We start from the raw sequence: 14,285 nt of genomic DNA on the forward strand, positions 1-14,285 counted from the left end.
TCAGCGTAGCTGCGCGTCGATTTCGCGGTAGCGTTCCACGCTTTCGCTCGGCCCTAACTCGTCGAGCTCGTAAAGCCGCCGCACTTCGATTTCGCAATCGGTCGTGTCGCCGAACGGTGCGGGAAAGCGTCGCGTCCATTCCAAGGCTTCTTCACGCGAGCGCACCTGGATTAGCGTATAGCCGGCGATAAGCTCCTTCGTCTCGGCGTACGGGCCGTCGACGATCGTGCCTTTGCCGCCCGAGTAACGCACGCGCCAGCCTTCCGAACTCGGCCGCAGCCCATTCGCATCGAGCAGCACCCCTGCTTTCGCGAGTTCTTCATGGAAGACCGTCATCGCGGCCATCAGCTTTTCCTCGGGCATCGCACCCGATTCGCTTTGGGCGTTGGCCCGAATCAAGATCATGAATCGCATCGTTTCGCTCCTCTAAGGTGGGTGGAGACCGCTCATCGCTCTCCTGTCTCTACGACGAACGAAACACGCCGCGTTCGACAACGGCGCATCGAACGTCGGGGAAAACCCTCGGAGCTACGATTCGTAGCAGGGGGCGAGGCGCCGCACTTCGACCGTACACCACTGTGCGGCGGGGCACTCGGCGGCGATCGCGAGCGCCTCGTCTTCGCGCTCGCAATTGAGCAAGTAGAAGCCTCCTACCATTTCCTTGGCTTCCGCAAACGGCCCGTCGATGAAACGGCGTTCGCCGCCGCGCACCTCGACGCGTACGGCTTCCTCGGTGGACGCGAGCGACTGCGACGCGACGAGCAGGCCGCGCGCTTTCAAATCGTCGCCGAAGCGGACCATCGCGTCGTAGGCGGCGTGTCCCGCCTCGAGCGTACGCTCGCTGCGCTGGCCGATCGGCTCCATGATCAACAGCAGGTAAGACATGACGAACTCCAGGAAAAGATGCGCCAGGCGGCGCGACATTCGCCATGAAGGATAGAGCAGCCGCGTCGGCGTTGCTGCGAGGCGAGCACATAGGCGCGCCTGGCGGTGCAAGGTCACGATCGAAATCGCCGGGCAATGCAATGGGCGCGCTCGTTCGTGGTCCCGCTCGCGCCGGCGCTATTCGAACCGTTAGGGCGCAATCGCCTTGGCGTCGGCCTGGCGCAGTGCCGTCATATTGCCGACGAACGCATCGACGATTTGCTGCGCCAGCGCGGCGATGGCCGCATTTCGATCGGCGCGCTCGAACGAGAGCCTGGCCGGAACCACATACGGGCGCCAGTCGTCCGCTGGGATCGACCCGGCGGGCGGCGCGCCCAAGACGGCGAACGGCGTATCGGCGCCATGTTCGAGATCGGCCACAGTGACAGACACGTCGGCGCCGGCAGCTTCTCTTTCGGTCTCGGCGGTGGCCGCATCGGACGCGGCGGCCGTGGCCTCGCTGCGCAGATGAAAGACGCCGCCGAGTAGCCATCCCGTGACGGGCGGTGGCTCGCCGGGGGCAAGATAACGTGCCGCCACACCGGCGTGATTGAGCCGCGCGACGACGGCCTGTGCGACGAGCCCCGCATCTCGGCCCGCCGCATGCGTGTGCAAGGCTGCGCGCAGATGAGCGAGCAAGCCCGAAGGTGGCGCGCCGGCCGGCACGGCGATGAAATGCGTGACGTAGACGGCTTGGGGAATCGCGACCATGGGGGTTGGGCCCTTAGGCGCTGTCGCAATCGGTGCGGCAGGCGCCGTCGTCTCGGCCGAGGGCGCGACGGTCACCTGGCTCACGACCATCGGCGCGACCGAAATCGAAGCGTTTTGCGCCGAATCGAGCGCGGCGTCTTGCGCGCAAGCTGCACTTGCCGCAACAAAAATCGTCAATGCCGCCACAGTGCGGCCGGGATTTCGCATGAGAGTGTTGATCCTGACGGCTGGATGCAGCGTACCGGAAAGCATCTTTTGCCTAAGACAGCAGACGACCGAGCCGCACAGCGAATCCTGGATGTTGACCATGCTGGCCCGCATCGGCGCGAAGGCGCGCAAGCGGTTCCTCACTCGACCGAAACATTGGCGAAGTGCTGCCGGCCGAACGCGCTGACCTTGTAGCCTGCTACGGTATTGCGCGTGATGGCGCTCGCGGTCGGATAGCCGAGCGGAATCCAGAGCGCTTGGTCGTGGATGATCTTCTGCGCCGCTTCGTAGTCTTGCGAGCGTGCAGCTTGATCGGCCGTGGCTCGGCCGTCGGCGATCAGCTTGTCGAGCTTCGCATCGCAATAGCGGGCGAAGTTGATCCCCGATTTGACGCCGTTGCAACTGAACAGCGGCGTCAGATAGTTGTCGGGATCGCCGTTGTCGCCGGCCCAGCCCATGAACAGCATGTCGTGCTGGCCCTGCTTCGCCTGCTTGATCAGTTCGCCCCATTCGATGATTTTGACTTCGGCCTTCACGCCGATCTTGGCGAGATCGGCTTGCAGCAACTCAGCGCCGGCCTTCGGCTTGGGATTGAGCACGCTGCCTTGCGGGCGGACCCAGATCGTCGTCGAGAACCCGTTCGGATAGCCGGCTTGCGCGAGCAGCGTCTTGGCCTTGGCCGGATCGTACGGATAGGCCGCAATGGCCTTGTCGTAGCTCCACGTATTGGACGGGTAGGGATTGGTCGCCGGCGCCGCGGTGTTGTCGAAGACGACTTTCAGATACGTCGCACGATCGAACGCCATGTTGATCGCCTGCCGCACACGCTCGTCGTCGAGCGGCTTGTGTTGCGTATTGAGCGCGACGAACGCGGTCATGAACGCGGGCGTTTGCACGACGGCGAGTGCCTTGTCGCTTTTCGCTTGCGAGACATCGTCCGGTTTCGGCGAAAGCGCGATCTGACATTCGTTCGCCTTGACCTTCTGCATGCGTACCGACGGGTCGGGCGTGATCGCATAGATGAGCCGGTCGACCTTCGGCTTGGGTCCCCAGTAGGTGGGGTTGACGTCGTAACGGATCACGGCGTCTTTCGTGTAGCTTTTGAGCACGAAGGGGCCGGTGCCGATCGGCTTCGCGTTGAGCTCGGCCTGTTTACCGGCTTTGAGCAGTTGATCGGCGTATTGGGCCGAATAGATCGACGCGAAGCCCATCGTCAGCATCGGCAGAAACGTCGCGTTCGGCTCGTTCAGATCGAACTGAACCGTGTGGTCGTCGATCTTTTTGACGGCCTTGACGAGTTTGACGAGCCCCATCGATTGCGCGTGCGGGAAGCCGTTCGCCCCGGCCACCTTGTGCCATGGGTTGGTGTCGTCAAGCATCCGATCGAACGTGAAGACGACGTCGTCGGCGTCCAGCGGGCGCGTCGGCTTGAAGTAGTTGGTGCTTTGGAATGCCACATTGGGACGCAAATGGAACGTGTAGCTGAGCCCGTCGCTGCTCACTTCCCACTTCTCGGCCAGCGACGGCACGACCTTCCTGGCGGCTTCGTCATAGTCGACGAGCGTGTTGAAGATGACGTCGGCCGATGCGTTCGTCGTCACGAGCGAATTGAATTGGACGACGTCGAAGCCGTCGGGGCTCGCCTCGGTGCAAACCGTGAGCGGCTTCGCAAGCGCGAGGGCGGGCAAGACGGCGAACGTGGCGGCGAGCAGTTTGACGCGCATGAGTCCTCCAAGTAAGACGGGGCCGCCTGAGATCGCAACGGTGGCAGGCCGGGCGGTTGAGCTTAGCGCAAGCGCATTGGATCTACAACGAGGCGGCCCGACGCGCAAGCGCCGATCTCACGCTAAATGTTGGGATTTCTTCAACGAGGGCGAGGTGGCTACGATCAGGCATTCGAGCGTCCAAGCGTTCAAGCGTAACGCCCGGCCTCTTCTTCGATCCCCTGCGGCCCGGCCGCTCACCTGGCCTCGGTGGCAAGCAACCGCAGGTAATCGAGTCCCTCGATCGCGCGCGATCCGTACCAGGAGAGCATCTCGCCGTCCACGAGCTGTATGGCCTTGCCGGCGAGCCGTCCATCGGCAGCCAGTTCGACGCAATGCTTCGCGGTGAAGCGGTACGGCTCGGATGCGAGCAAGAACCGCCCCACCGTCGCGAATCCGGGCATGTCGAAGTCGAACGTCGGATAGCGGTCGGCTCCGGCGAAGCCGCCCGTGACGGCCGGCCACGTGCGCCAGTTGACGAGGCTCAGCATGGCCGAGATGTAGGTATCGCGCGCGACGGTCATCCACGGATCGCGCCAGATCACATAAAGCACCTGCTGCTCGGGCCACGATTCAGATGCGATTGCGTCGAGCCGCGAGGACAGTGCATGCGCGAGCGTCTGCGCCTGGGTCTCGCATTTGAAAATCGCGCCGATGAGCTCATAGAGCGCCAGGTTGTCGAGCGGCGTCAGCGGGTGCGTGACGATGACGTTCGGAACGAATTGGGACAGAGCGTCGATGGTCGGCTTTTCGTTTTCGTCGACGTTCACGATTACGTGCGTCGGCGCCAGCGCGCGAACGGCATCGAGCTTGACGGCTTTCGTCCCGCCGACTTTGGGCACCGCCCGCACGGCCTCGCGGGGATGCACGCAAAAGCCGGTGCGCCCGACGATGCGATCGCCGAGTCCCAGCGCGAACAGCAGCTCGGTGATGCTCGGCACAAGCGAAACGATGCGCGCGTGCTCGCCTGCTTGAGGGTGTTCGACGCCTGCAGCATCGACTCGGGACATGGACATGATCGGTATTTCGGCGCGGCAAGGAACGGTTCGATCAGCCGCTAAGCCACGGCTCGCGGCTTGCGCGGCGCTTTCTCGAACAGCCGGTCATACAGCCAGCGGGGCAGGCACGCGAGCAGTGCGGCAACGATCCGCATCGGCCACGGAAACACGGCAAAGCGCACCTTGCGAGCGATCGCGCCGGCGACCTTCTGCGCGAAGCGATCCGCGTCCATCAGGAACGGCATCGGGTAGGGATTATGTGCCGTCATCGGCGTGCGGATGTAGCCTGGCGCGATCGTGACGACAGCCACATCGAACGGGCGCATCTCGACGCGCAGTGATTCGAGATAAGCCAACGCCGCGGCTTTCGATGCGCTGTAGGCGCCCGAGCCCGGCAGCCCGCGTACGCCTGCGACGCTCGCGATGCCGACCAGCGTGCCGCACCGGGCCTCGCTCATTGCTTTCGCGAACGGCTCGAACGTCGCCGCCATGCCGAAGCAGTTCACGTCCATGACTTCGCGAAACGCGGCGAGATCGCCGTGCCCCGTCGCCACGCCCTTGCTGATGCCCGCGTTCGCGATGACGACATCGGGCAGCCCGTGTTCGCCGATGAACTGCGCCGCCGCCCCGGCGATCGCCGCTTCATCGCGCACGTCGGCCTGATAAACCGAGATCGACAGGTGAGAAAAGCGCTGGGCGAATTCGGAGAGCGCATCCAACCGGCGTGCAACGAGGCCGAGCGTCGCACCTTGCCGCGCGTATTCGGCGGCAAGGGCGAGGCCGATGCCGCTCGATGCGCCGGTGATAAACACCTTGAGCGGTGCAGTCATGCCGGTGCGCCGCCGCTTACATTTTCTTCGCGCGAATCTGCGAGATGAGGTAATCGAGCACCTGGATCGTGCCGGGCAGGCTGTCGGTCGCTGCGGGGCCCGTTTCGTACTTGCCTTGCACGGCAAGCGTCGGCACGCCGTCGATCTTGTAGTCCTGGATCAGTTGCTTGTCGCGGCTGATCGCGGTTTGCGTCGAAAACGAGTTATACGCTTCCATGAACTTCTTCGGATCGACGCCCTTCGTCGCGAGGAATTTGGCCTGATCTTCCGGCGTCAGCAGGTAGTTCTTGTTGACATGAATTTCGTGGAAGATGTCCGGCGTCAGCTGCTGCACGAGGCCCAGCGCATCGAGGGCGTGAAGGAGTTTCGAATGCGGGATGAAATCGTCGCGAAAGGCGACGGGCACGCGCTTGAAGACGACGTCGGGTTGCTGCTTCTTGACCCACGCTTCAAGGTACGGATCGAACTCGTTGCAGTGCGGGCAGCCGTACCACATGAATTCGATGACTTCGATCTTGCCGGCCGGGACGTCGGCGGGCTGCGGCGCCTTCAGGACCGTATAGTCCTTGCCGGCCACGGGCGCAGCCGGAGAGGCGTGGGCGGCGCCCGCGCCGACGACGGCGAGGCTGACAGAGAACAACAGCGTGCGGATCAGTTTTTTCATGTTGGATGGGGTACGTGAACGTGGGGCGCCTATCCGGCGTGCCGTGGCGGCTTGCGCACATCGACGGCTGCCGGTTAAGACCGACGCCGCCCGCTCATGGTTCAGCAGCGGACGACGCGGCCCCGCAGCGGCGCTACTGCTTGGCGAAGCGAATCACGGCCGTATCGATGCCGGCGTCGGACAGACGCTGGCGCGTCGCATTCATCTCCTCGAACTTCGAAAACGGTCCGATACGCACCCGGAAGTAAGTCACGCCGCCTGCGTCGCGCTGCGATACCTTCGATTCGAAGCCCTGGAACGCCAGCCGCGCGCGTTGCTGCTCGGCGTCGGCAGCCGTCTTGTAGGCGCCGACTTGCAGGAAGTAGCCTGTGTTGGCCTCGGCCGGCGCGCCCCCTGCACCGTTGTTCGCATGCGTGGCGTTGCCGGCGCCCGGCGTGGCGGCGGGCGGCGCGCCGTTCGCCACTTGCCCCGGCTTCTTCGGCTGCGCCTGGGCTGCGGCGTTCGGTTGCGCCTGCGGCGGCTCGGCGCCCGGAGCGGCGGCGTTGCCGGCAGCGTTGGAGGCGCCCGTAGGCGGCACCTCGACGATTTGCGGTTCCTGCAGCAGGCCGGGCGTTTGCGGTTGCGTGGACGTTTGGCCGGGCGCCGTATTCGGCGGCGGCGTTTGCTGCGCGGACGGGGCGACGGGCTGGCCCGGCGTCTTACCTTGCAGCGCCCGGTTCGGGTCGTACTGCTGTTCGATCGTGCCTGCCTCCGAAGCGCTCGACGGCGCGACCTTCGCGACGAACGGCGTGGGCGCGCGCGTGATATAGAGCGCCACGACGACGGCGATCGCGAGGCCGACGATCAAGCCCAACACGAGGCCGAGGAAAGTCCCCCCGGTTTGCCTGGCGGCCCCGGACGACGACCGATTGCGGGATGGCTTCGACGGGCTGCGTGGCGAAGTACGGCTTGGTTTTGCCATTATCTGAATCACCTGCGAAAAAAACTCGGGGGAGGCGCGTGCTCTGCGCGGATGCCGCGGGGGCGGCATCGCAGCGGCATCGATTATAGCGACGCCGCATGGCGCCGCACGGCGATGGCATGGGGCGTTACATCTTCGCCGGCGCCGAAACGCCGATCATCGCGAGGCCGTTGGCGAGCACTTGGCGCGTGGCCGCCAACAGCGCAATGCGCACATCGCGTTCGGCCTGCACGTCGACGAGCACGCGCTCGGCATTGTAGAACGAGTGAAATTCGCCCGCGAGCTCGCGAAGATAGAACGCAATGGCATGCGGCGCGAGTTCGGACGCCGCGTGCGTCAGCATATCGGGGTATTCGGCGAGCTTGTGCATGAGCGCCATCGCGCGCGTGCTCGTGAGCCCCGACACATCGATCTGCGGCAACGCGGCTTCGTCGCCGCCGAAGCGCGCTTTCCACTCGGACAGGATCGAGCAGATCCGGGCATGCGCATATTGTACGTAGTACACCGGGTTCTCGTCGTTTTGCTTCAGCGCGAGATCGACGTCGAAGACGAATTCGGTATCGGCCTTGCGCGAGATCAGGAAGAAACGCACGGCGTCGCGGCCGCGTTGGATTGTGGCTTCGTCGAGCAGATCGGGTGCGGCTTCTTGTCCCGGCGCGGCGCCGCCCGACCATTCGATCAGGTCGCGCACCGTCACATAGCTGCCGGCGCGCTTGGAGATCTTCACTTCTTGCCCGTTGCGCATCACGGTAACCATCTTGTGCAGCACGTAATCGGGGTAGCCCTTCGGAATGCCGACGCCAAGCGCCTGCAACCCCGCCCGGACGCGGGCGACGGTGCCGTGGTGGTCCGAGCCCTGTACGTTGATGACCTTCGAAAAGCCGCGCTCCCACTTGGTGACGTGATAGGCGACATCGGGCACAAAGTAGGTATAGGTGCCGTCGGACTTGCGCATCACGCGGTCTTTGTCGTCGCCGTAATCGGTCGTGCAGAGCCAGAGCGCTCCTTCATGCTCGAATGTTTTCCCCGTCGCGATCAGCGCGTCGACCGTTTTCGCCACGCGGCCTTCGCTATAAAGCGACGATTCGAGGTAGTACTGGTCGAACTTCACGCCGAAGGCCTGCAGATCCATGTCCTGCTCGTGGCGCAGGTAGGCGACGGCGAATTTGCGGATCGCATCGAGATCGTCGATATCGCCCTTGCCTTTGACGGGCTCGCCGTCTTTGGCCGCGACGGTCTGGCCGGTCATGTAGTCGTGCGCGATGTCGGCAATGTAGTCGCCGTTGTAGGCCGCTTCGGGCCAGCCGGCGTCGCCGGGTTTGAAGCCCTTCGCGCGCGCCTGGGTCGAGGTGGCGAGCGTCTGGATCTGCACACCCGCGTCGTTGTAGTAGAACTCGCGATGGACGGCGTACCCCTGGCTTGCGAGCACGTTGGCGAGCGCATCGCCGAGCGCGGCCTGGCGGCCGTGGCCCAGATGCAGCGGCCCGGTCGGGTTGGCCGAGACGAACTCGACCATCACGCGCTTGCCGGCGCCCTGCGTCGAGAGGCCGAACGCGGCGCCTTCGGCGATGACCGCGCTCACCACGGCCTGCTTCGCTTGCGCGGTCAGGCGCAGATTGATGAAGCCGGGGCCGGCGATTTCGGCCGCTTCGACAAGGCTTTTCGCGGCCGGCTGGGCGAGCAATGCGTCGACGATCCGTTGCGCGAGTTCACGCGGGTTCTTTTGCAGCGGTTTGGCCAATTGCATGGCGATGTTGCACGCTACGTCGCCATGCGCGGCCGCCTTCGGGCGCTCGAGCGAGATGGCGGGCGCATTGGACGTGTTGGCCGCGTCGGCGTTTGCTTCGGCGAGAACTTGCTGGACGCCGGCGGCGAGCAAGGCTTCGAGACTCTGTTTGTGTGCAGGCAGCATGCTGTTTCGATTGGTTCGGCAGTGGCAGTCCGCCGGGCGGACGCGGGTGGTTGGCGCGCGGCGGGAAGGCAACGCCCGTAACGACGACGGGCGCAGGCCGCAAAGGTGCGCGTTTGGGTCTAGGCGGATTTTAGCAGGTGCTAATATGTCTCAATGAGGCGCCCGGCAGGGGCGGCCAGGTCCGCTCGATCCAACGCGATCCATGGCGGGCCGGATGCGCCGGCAGTCGAGGCGGCGGCGCCGTCAAGCGGAAGTAAACAGAACGAAGGAAACGGGTCCATCATGTTGATTACATTCAAGTGTCGCGCCGCGCCGGACGTGGTTATGCTCGAAAATCTGGCTCAATATCTCGTCGGGATCGTGGGCAAGCAACTGGGTGCGCGCGGCGTGATCACGCACGACGAAATGCCCGCGGCCATCTCGAAGCTCGAGGCGGCGATCGTGACCGACAAACAGGAAATCGCCGAGCACGAAGGACACTTCCACGAAGGGGAAGAGGGCCACGAGCGCCACGAACTGCCGATCGGCCTCGCGCAACGCGCTTTCCCATTCCTCGATATGCTGCGCGCCGCCCAGCGCGAAAACGCCGACGTCCTCTGGGGGATCTGACCGGCATCGTCGTCGCGCGTTCGCGCCTCGGTCGAGCGGCAAGGCCGCCGACGCGGCAGCGGCTTTCGTCATACCAAAGCCGCAAAAGGTGCCAGACGCCTCGTTTAACAGCAAGCCCGGTGTGCGCAAGCGCGTACACCGGGCTTTTTGCTGGTCTTTTGCGGTATTGCGCACGAACCGCGCCTCACGTCCCTCGCGCCCAGCGCCGCCGTTCGACCGCGCCTGGCTGTGCCCCTTTTCCGGCGCGCGGCCCCTCCCTGCGGGTCGCGTCGTTCTACAGCAACGGCGCGAGCGCCCGCTCGGCGTCGGCCATGGCCAGCCCGTTGCGGCGTGCGAAATCCTCGACTTGGTCGCGATCGATCTTGCCGACCGAGAAGTAGCGGCTGTCGGGATGGGCGATGTAAAAACCCGAGACGCTTGCGGCCGGCAGCATCGCCAGCGATTCGGTGACCGTCATGCCGACTTCGTCGGCCTTGAGCGTCGCGAACAGGTCGCGCTTGACGAGGTGATCGGGGCAGGCCGGATAACCGGGGGCCGGGCGGATGCCGACGTAGCGCTCGGCGATCAGCGCCTCGTTGTCGAGCGCCTCAGTGCGCGCATAGCCCCAAAACTCGCGGCGTACGCGTGCATGCATGGCTTCGGCGAATGCTTCAGCCAGGCGGTCCGCGAGCGCCTTGAACATGATTGCGCTGTAATCGTCGAGGTCGGCCAGAAACTGCTTCTCTTTGACCTCGACACCCAAGCCGGCCGTCACGGCGAACATGCCGATGTAATCGGCGACGCCCGAGTCTTTCGGTGCGACGAAATCGGCCAGCGAGCGATTGGGCCGCATGACGCCGTCCACGACAGGCCGCACGCTTTGCTGACGCAGGTTGTGCCAGGTCAGCGCCACCTGCGTGCGCGATTCGTCGGTGTAGATTTCGATATCGTCGTCGCCGACCGTATTCGCCGGCAGCAGCGCGATCACCCCGCTTGCCGTCAGCCAACGCCCTTGTATGAGCCGCGCGAGCATCGATTTCGCGTCGGAGAACACGCGTCGTGCCGATTCGCCGACGATCTCGTCATTGAGAATGGCCGGATAGGGTCCGGCCAGGTCCCAAGTCTGAAAGAACGGGCCCCAGTCGATGTACGGTGCGAGTTCGTTCAGATCGTAGTTCTTGAACACGCGCCGGCCGATGAACGCCGGCTTGACGGGGTGATAGGCGGCCCAATCGATCTTGGCCTTGTTCGCGCGCGCCGCAGCCAGCGTGACCATCGGCTGCGCTTTCCGATTGGCGTGCTGCAGGCGAATGCGATCGTAGTCGGCTTTGAGCTCGTCGAGATACCGGGCTGCACCTTCATCCGAGAGCAGGCTTGACGCCACCGAGACCGAGCGCGACGCGTCCGGCACGTAGACCACGGGCCCCTCGTAGTTCGGCGCGATCTTCACTGCCGTATGAACGCGCGAAGTCGTTGCGCCGCCGATCAGGAGCGGGATCTTCTTGATGCGGAAATACTCGTCGCGTTGCATCTCCGACGCGACGTAGGCCATTTCTTCGAGGCTCGGCGTGATGAGGCCCGACAACCCGACGATGTCCGCGCCTTCGACCTTCGCTTTGGCGAGAATCTCGCTGCACGGGACCATGACGCCCATGTTGACGACTTCGAAGTTGTTGCACTGGAGCACGACCGACACGATGTTCTTGCCGATGTCGTGAACGTCGCCCTTGACGGTTGCGATGACGATCTTGCCTTTCGCCCGCACGTCGCCGCCGGCTTCGGCGAGCCGCTTCTTTTCTTCCTCGATGAACGGAATCAGATGCGCGACGGCCTGCTTCATGACGCGTGCGGACTTGACCACCTGCGGCAGGAACATCTTGCCCTGACCGAACAAGTCGCCGACGATGTTCATGCCGTCCATCAGCGGCCCTTCGATCACGTTGATCGGCCGCCCGCCCGCCGCGGCGATCTTCTGGCGCGCCTCTTCGGTATCTTCGACGATGAAGTTCGTGATGCCCAGCACGAGCGCATGGGCGAGCCGCGCCTCGACGGGTTGATTGCGCCATTCGAGGTTCTCTTCCTTCTTCGCGGCGCCCGTCTTGAACTTGTCGGCGATCTCGAGCAGGCGATCGGTGGCATCGGGGCGGCGGTTCAGAATGACGTCTTCGACACGCTCGCGCAGCTCGGGATCGAGATCGGCATAGACGCCGAGCTGCCCCGCGTTGACGATGCCCATGTCCATGCCCGCTTGAATCGCGTGGTAAAGGAACACCGTATGAATCGCTTCGCGCACGGGATCGTTGCCGCGGAACGAGAACGACACGTTGGAGACGCCGCCGCTCACCTTCGCACGCGGCAGGTTCTGCTTGATCCAGCGCGTCGCTTCGATGAAGTCGACGGCGTAGTTGTTGTGCTCGTCGATACCGGTCGCGACAGCGAAAATGTTCGGATCGAAAATGATGTCGTCGGGCTCGAAGCCCACTTCGTCGACGAGGATCCGGTACGAGCGCTGGCAGATCAGCGTCTTGCGCTCGAAGGTATCGGCCTGGCCGGTCTCGTCGAAGGCCATGACGACAGCTGCGGCACCGTAGCGGCGAATGAGTCGCGCGTGATGGCGAAACGCATCTTCGCCTTCCTTCAGCGAGATCGAGTTGACGATGGCCTTGCCTTGGACGCACTTGAGCCCGGCTTCGATCACCTCCCATTTGGACGAGTCGATCATGATCGGCACGCGCGCGATATCGGGCTCGGAGGCAATCAGATTCAGAAAGCGCACCATGGCCGCTTTCGAATCGAGCATCGCCTCGTCCATGTTGATGTCGATGATCTGGGCGCCGTTCTCCACCTGCTGACGCGCCACGGCGAGCGCTTCGTCGAACTGGCCGTTCAGGATCATGCGTGCGAAGGCCTTCGAACCCGTGACGTTCGTGCGTTCGCCGACGTTGATGAAAAGTGCGTCGGCGCCGACGTTAAACGGCTCGAGGCCGGCGAGGCGCATCATGTGTTCGGTCATGGTTGTCTTCGATGGAAAGCGGGATGGCTCGAAGTGGGCAGACTGGCGTGCGCCGCGTCAGGCTGCGTCGCGATAGTTCGCCCACGCACGGGGCTTCACGCCGTTCAGCGCCTTGGCGATCGCCGCGATATGTTCGGGCGTCGTGCCGCAACAGCCGCCCGCGAGATTCACGAGCCCTGCTTGCGCAAATTCCTCGAGCTGTCGCGACGTGTCTTCGGGTGTCTCGTCGAAGCCCGTGTCGCTCATCGGATTGGGCAGGCCCGCGTTCGGGTAGCACGACACGTAGGTATCGCAGAGCTTGGCGAGTTCGGCGATATACGGGCGCATCAGCGCGGCGCCGAGCGCGCAGTTCAAGCCGAACGTCAGCGGCTTCGCATGGCGCAGCGAATTCCAAAACGCTTCGACCGTCTGCCCCGACAAGATGCGACCCGATGCGTCCGTCACCGTGCCCGAAATCATGATCGGCAAGACTTCGCCTGTGTTCTCGAACAATTCGTCGAGCGCGAACAGTGCGGCCTTCGCGTTGAGCGTATCGAAGATCGTTTCGACGAGGAACAAATCCGCGCCGCCGTCGAGCAGGGCTTGTGCTTGCTCGTAGTAGGCCGCGCGCAGTTCGTCGAACGTGACGTTGCGCGCCCCGGGATCGTTGACGTCGGGCGAAATGCTGGCCGTTTTCGGCGTCGGCCCGATCGCACCCGCGACGAAGCGAGGCTTGTCGGGCGTCGAGTATTTGTCGCAGGCTGCGCGCGCGAGCCTCGCTGACTCGAGATTCATCTCCCGCGCCAGCGATTCCATGCCGTAGTCGGCCTGCGCGACCGACGTGGCGCCGAAGGTATTGGTTTCGATAATATCGGCGCCCGCGGCCAGGTACTGCTCGTGGATCTCGCTGATGATCTGCGGCTGCGTGAGCGAGAGCAACTCGTTGTTGCCCTTGACGTCGCGTGCAAAATCCTTGAACCGCTCGCCGCGGTAGCGCGCTTCGTCGAGCTTGTAGCGCTGAATCATCGTGCCCATCGCGCCGTCCAGAATCAGGATGCGCGACGCAAGCAGCGCGGGCAGCTGCGCGCCTCGCGTGTAGTGCGTGCCGGAGGCAGGGGTTCCGGCGGCGGGCGATCCCGCTTGAGCGGCGGCGGACGAATTCATGGCGGGCAAGCGCGGGGCGCGGTTCGGAAAAGAGGGAAAACCGTCATTGTAGCGGCTGCCGGCCAACGCCGCCGGAGGCCGCCGGCCTCGGGACGCTTGGGCCGGACCCAAAACAAAACCCCGTCCGGCAAGCCGGACGGGGTTCGATGGGCGCTGTCGTGCCGCCGTGCGCGCCTGCAGCCAGTTAGTGCAGGACGACCGGTTGTGTCATCAGACTGTCAAATTGGCCAAGGAACTCGTCGACTTCATCGAGTGTGGGTTCTTCTTCGATCAGCTTGCGGACGTGTTCGCGGAATTGGGCCGCCATCGCGCCGTCGATGAAGATCTCGCGCTGCGTGTTCTTATCTACGATTTCGTAGCCACCCGCGTTCATCGCCAGATGGCCAGCCTGCGGCGCGAATTCGACGACACAATAATTGGGGCTGTTGTAGATCATTTGCATGGCGACACTCCTTTATTCCGTTAGGCTCCTGGCCTGTTTCGCCTGGTACGTGGAGCTTGTTGCATGGAATTTCAAGGGTTGGGTCTTAAACGACGCTTAAAACGGGTTCGAACATTGCAACCAAACATT

The 14,285-nt window shown here is 64.0% G+C and carries 12 protein-coding genes and 1 pseudogene; 1 reads left to right on the forward strand and 12 read right to left on the reverse strand.

Features of this window, described 5'->3' with window-relative positions; genetic code table 11:
• From C0Z19_RS10525 to argS, 9 genes are all read right to left on the reverse strand, one after another.
• Positions 1-414: a YciI family protein gene (locus C0Z19_RS10525; protein ID WP_102609762.1), complete on the reverse strand. Its 414-nt coding sequence runs from the start codon at positions 412-414 to the stop codon at positions 1-3.
• A gap of 114 nt (positions 415-528) precedes the next feature.
• Positions 529-885: a YciI family protein gene (locus C0Z19_RS10530; protein WP_102609846.1), complete on the reverse strand. Its 357-nt coding sequence runs from the start codon at positions 883-885 to the stop codon at positions 529-531.
• A gap of 189 nt (positions 886-1,074) precedes the next feature.
• Complete coding sequence (locus tag C0Z19_RS10535; protein WP_146012039.1) at positions 1,075-1,842, reverse strand: hypothetical protein; 768 nt, start codon at positions 1,840-1,842, stop codon at positions 1,075-1,077.
• A 140-nt stretch (positions 1,843-1,982) separates the two neighbouring features.
• Positions 1,983-3,566: an ABC transporter substrate-binding protein gene (locus C0Z19_RS10540; protein WP_102609764.1), complete on the reverse strand. Its 1,584-nt coding sequence runs from the start codon at positions 3,564-3,566 to the stop codon at positions 1,983-1,985.
• A gap of 236 nt (positions 3,567-3,802) precedes the next feature.
• Entirely contained in the window at positions 3,803-4,621 is an 819-nt protein-coding gene (locus tag C0Z19_RS10545; protein WP_102609765.1) for a helical backbone metal receptor, read from the reverse strand.
• A gap of 41 nt (positions 4,622-4,662) precedes the next feature.
• A complete protein-coding gene (locus C0Z19_RS10550; RefSeq protein ID WP_102609766.1) occupies positions 4,663-5,433 on the reverse strand; it encodes an SDR family oxidoreductase in 771 nt (256 codons plus the stop codon).
• 16 nt (positions 5,434-5,449) lie between these two features.
• On the reverse strand, positions 5,450-6,097 hold the full coding sequence (locus tag C0Z19_RS10555; RefSeq protein WP_102609767.1) for a thiol:disulfide interchange protein DsbA/DsbL: 648 nt from the start codon (positions 6,095-6,097) through the stop codon (positions 5,450-5,452).
• 133 nt (positions 6,098-6,230) lie between these two features.
• A complete protein-coding gene (locus C0Z19_RS10560) occupies positions 6,231-7,058 on the reverse strand; it encodes an SPOR domain-containing protein (protein WP_102609768.1) in 828 nt (275 codons plus the stop codon).
• Positions 7,059-7,185: 127 nt separating this feature from the next.
• Complete coding sequence (argS, locus tag C0Z19_RS10565) at positions 7,186-8,970, reverse strand: arginine--tRNA ligase (RefSeq protein WP_102609769.1); 1,785 nt, start codon at positions 8,968-8,970, stop codon at positions 7,186-7,188.
• Between the two features lie 282 nt (positions 8,971-9,252).
• Between argS and C0Z19_RS10570 the strand changes: the two genes are divergently transcribed.
• Complete coding sequence (locus tag C0Z19_RS10570) at positions 9,253-9,579, forward strand: DUF1840 domain-containing protein (RefSeq protein ID WP_102609770.1); 327 nt, start codon at positions 9,253-9,255, stop codon at positions 9,577-9,579.
• A 274-nt stretch (positions 9,580-9,853) separates the two neighbouring features.
• Here the strand turns inward: C0Z19_RS10570 and metH are convergent.
• The 3 genes and pseudogenes from metH to C0Z19_RS10580 all read right to left on the reverse strand — a co-directional run.
• Positions 9,854-12,580: pseudogene (gene metH, locus C0Z19_RS10575) on the reverse strand (methionine synthase); the annotation flags it as partial.
• A gap of 48 nt (positions 12,581-12,628) precedes the next feature.
• Positions 12,629-13,714, reverse strand: coding sequence for a homocysteine S-methyltransferase family protein (locus C0Z19_RS28680; RefSeq protein ID WP_233196084.1), 1,086 nt, complete (start codon positions 13,712-13,714; stop codon positions 12,629-12,631).
• Between the two features lie 184 nt (positions 13,715-13,898).
• The gene (locus C0Z19_RS10580) at positions 13,899-14,156 is read right to left on the reverse strand and encodes a BTH_I0359 family protein (protein WP_102609771.1); all 258 of its coding nucleotides are present in this window, start codon (positions 14,154-14,156) and stop codon (positions 13,899-13,901) included.
• Positions 14,157-14,285: the final 129 nt, after the last annotated feature.

The sequence above is a fragment of the Trinickia soli genome (assembly GCF_002879855.1).
In the GTDB taxonomy this organism is placed as follows: Bacteria; Pseudomonadota; Gammaproteobacteria; order Burkholderiales; family Burkholderiaceae; genus Trinickia; species Trinickia soli.

Excerpts from the sequence above, each read along its gene's own strand:
- C0Z19_RS10525 (WP_102609762.1), bottom strand. The coding sequence starts at position 414 with ATGCGATTCATGATCTTGATTCGGGCCAACGCCCAAAGCGAATCGGGT.
- C0Z19_RS10530 (WP_102609846.1), bottom strand. The coding sequence starts at position 885 with ATGTCTTACCTGCTGTTGATCATGGAGCCGATCGGCCAGCGCAGCGAG.
- C0Z19_RS10535 (WP_146012039.1), bottom strand. The coding sequence starts at position 1,842 with ATGCGAAATCCCGGCCGCACTGTGGCGGCATTGACGATTTTTGTTGCG.
- C0Z19_RS10540 (WP_102609764.1), bottom strand. The coding sequence starts at position 3,566 with ATGCGCGTCAAACTGCTCGCCGCCACGTTCGCCGTCTTGCCCGCCCTC.
- C0Z19_RS10545 (WP_102609765.1), bottom strand. The coding sequence starts at position 4,621 with ATGTCCATGTCCCGAGTCGATGCTGCAGGCGTCGAACACCCTCAAGCA.
- C0Z19_RS10550 (WP_102609766.1), bottom strand. The coding sequence starts at position 5,433 with ATGACTGCACCGCTCAAGGTGTTTATCACCGGCGCATCGAGCGGCATC.
- C0Z19_RS10555 (WP_102609767.1), bottom strand. The coding sequence starts at position 6,097 with ATGAAAAAACTGATCCGCACGCTGTTGTTCTCTGTCAGCCTCGCCGTC.
- C0Z19_RS10560 (WP_102609768.1), bottom strand. The coding sequence starts at position 7,058 with ATGGCAAAACCAAGCCGTACTTCGCCACGCAGCCCGTCGAAGCCATCC.
- argS (WP_102609769.1), bottom strand. The coding sequence starts at position 8,970 with ATGCTGCCTGCACACAAACAGAGTCTCGAAGCCTTGCTCGCCGCCGGC.
- C0Z19_RS10570 (WP_102609770.1), top strand. The coding sequence starts at position 9,253 with ATGTTGATTACATTCAAGTGTCGCGCCGCGCCGGACGTGGTTATGCTC.
- C0Z19_RS28680 (WP_233196084.1), bottom strand. The coding sequence starts at position 13,714 with ATGAATTCGTCCGCCGCCGCTCAAGCGGGATCGCCCGCCGCCGGAACC.
- C0Z19_RS10580 (WP_102609771.1), bottom strand. The coding sequence starts at position 14,156 with ATGCAAATGATCTACAACAGCCCCAATTATTGTGTCGTCGAATTCGCG.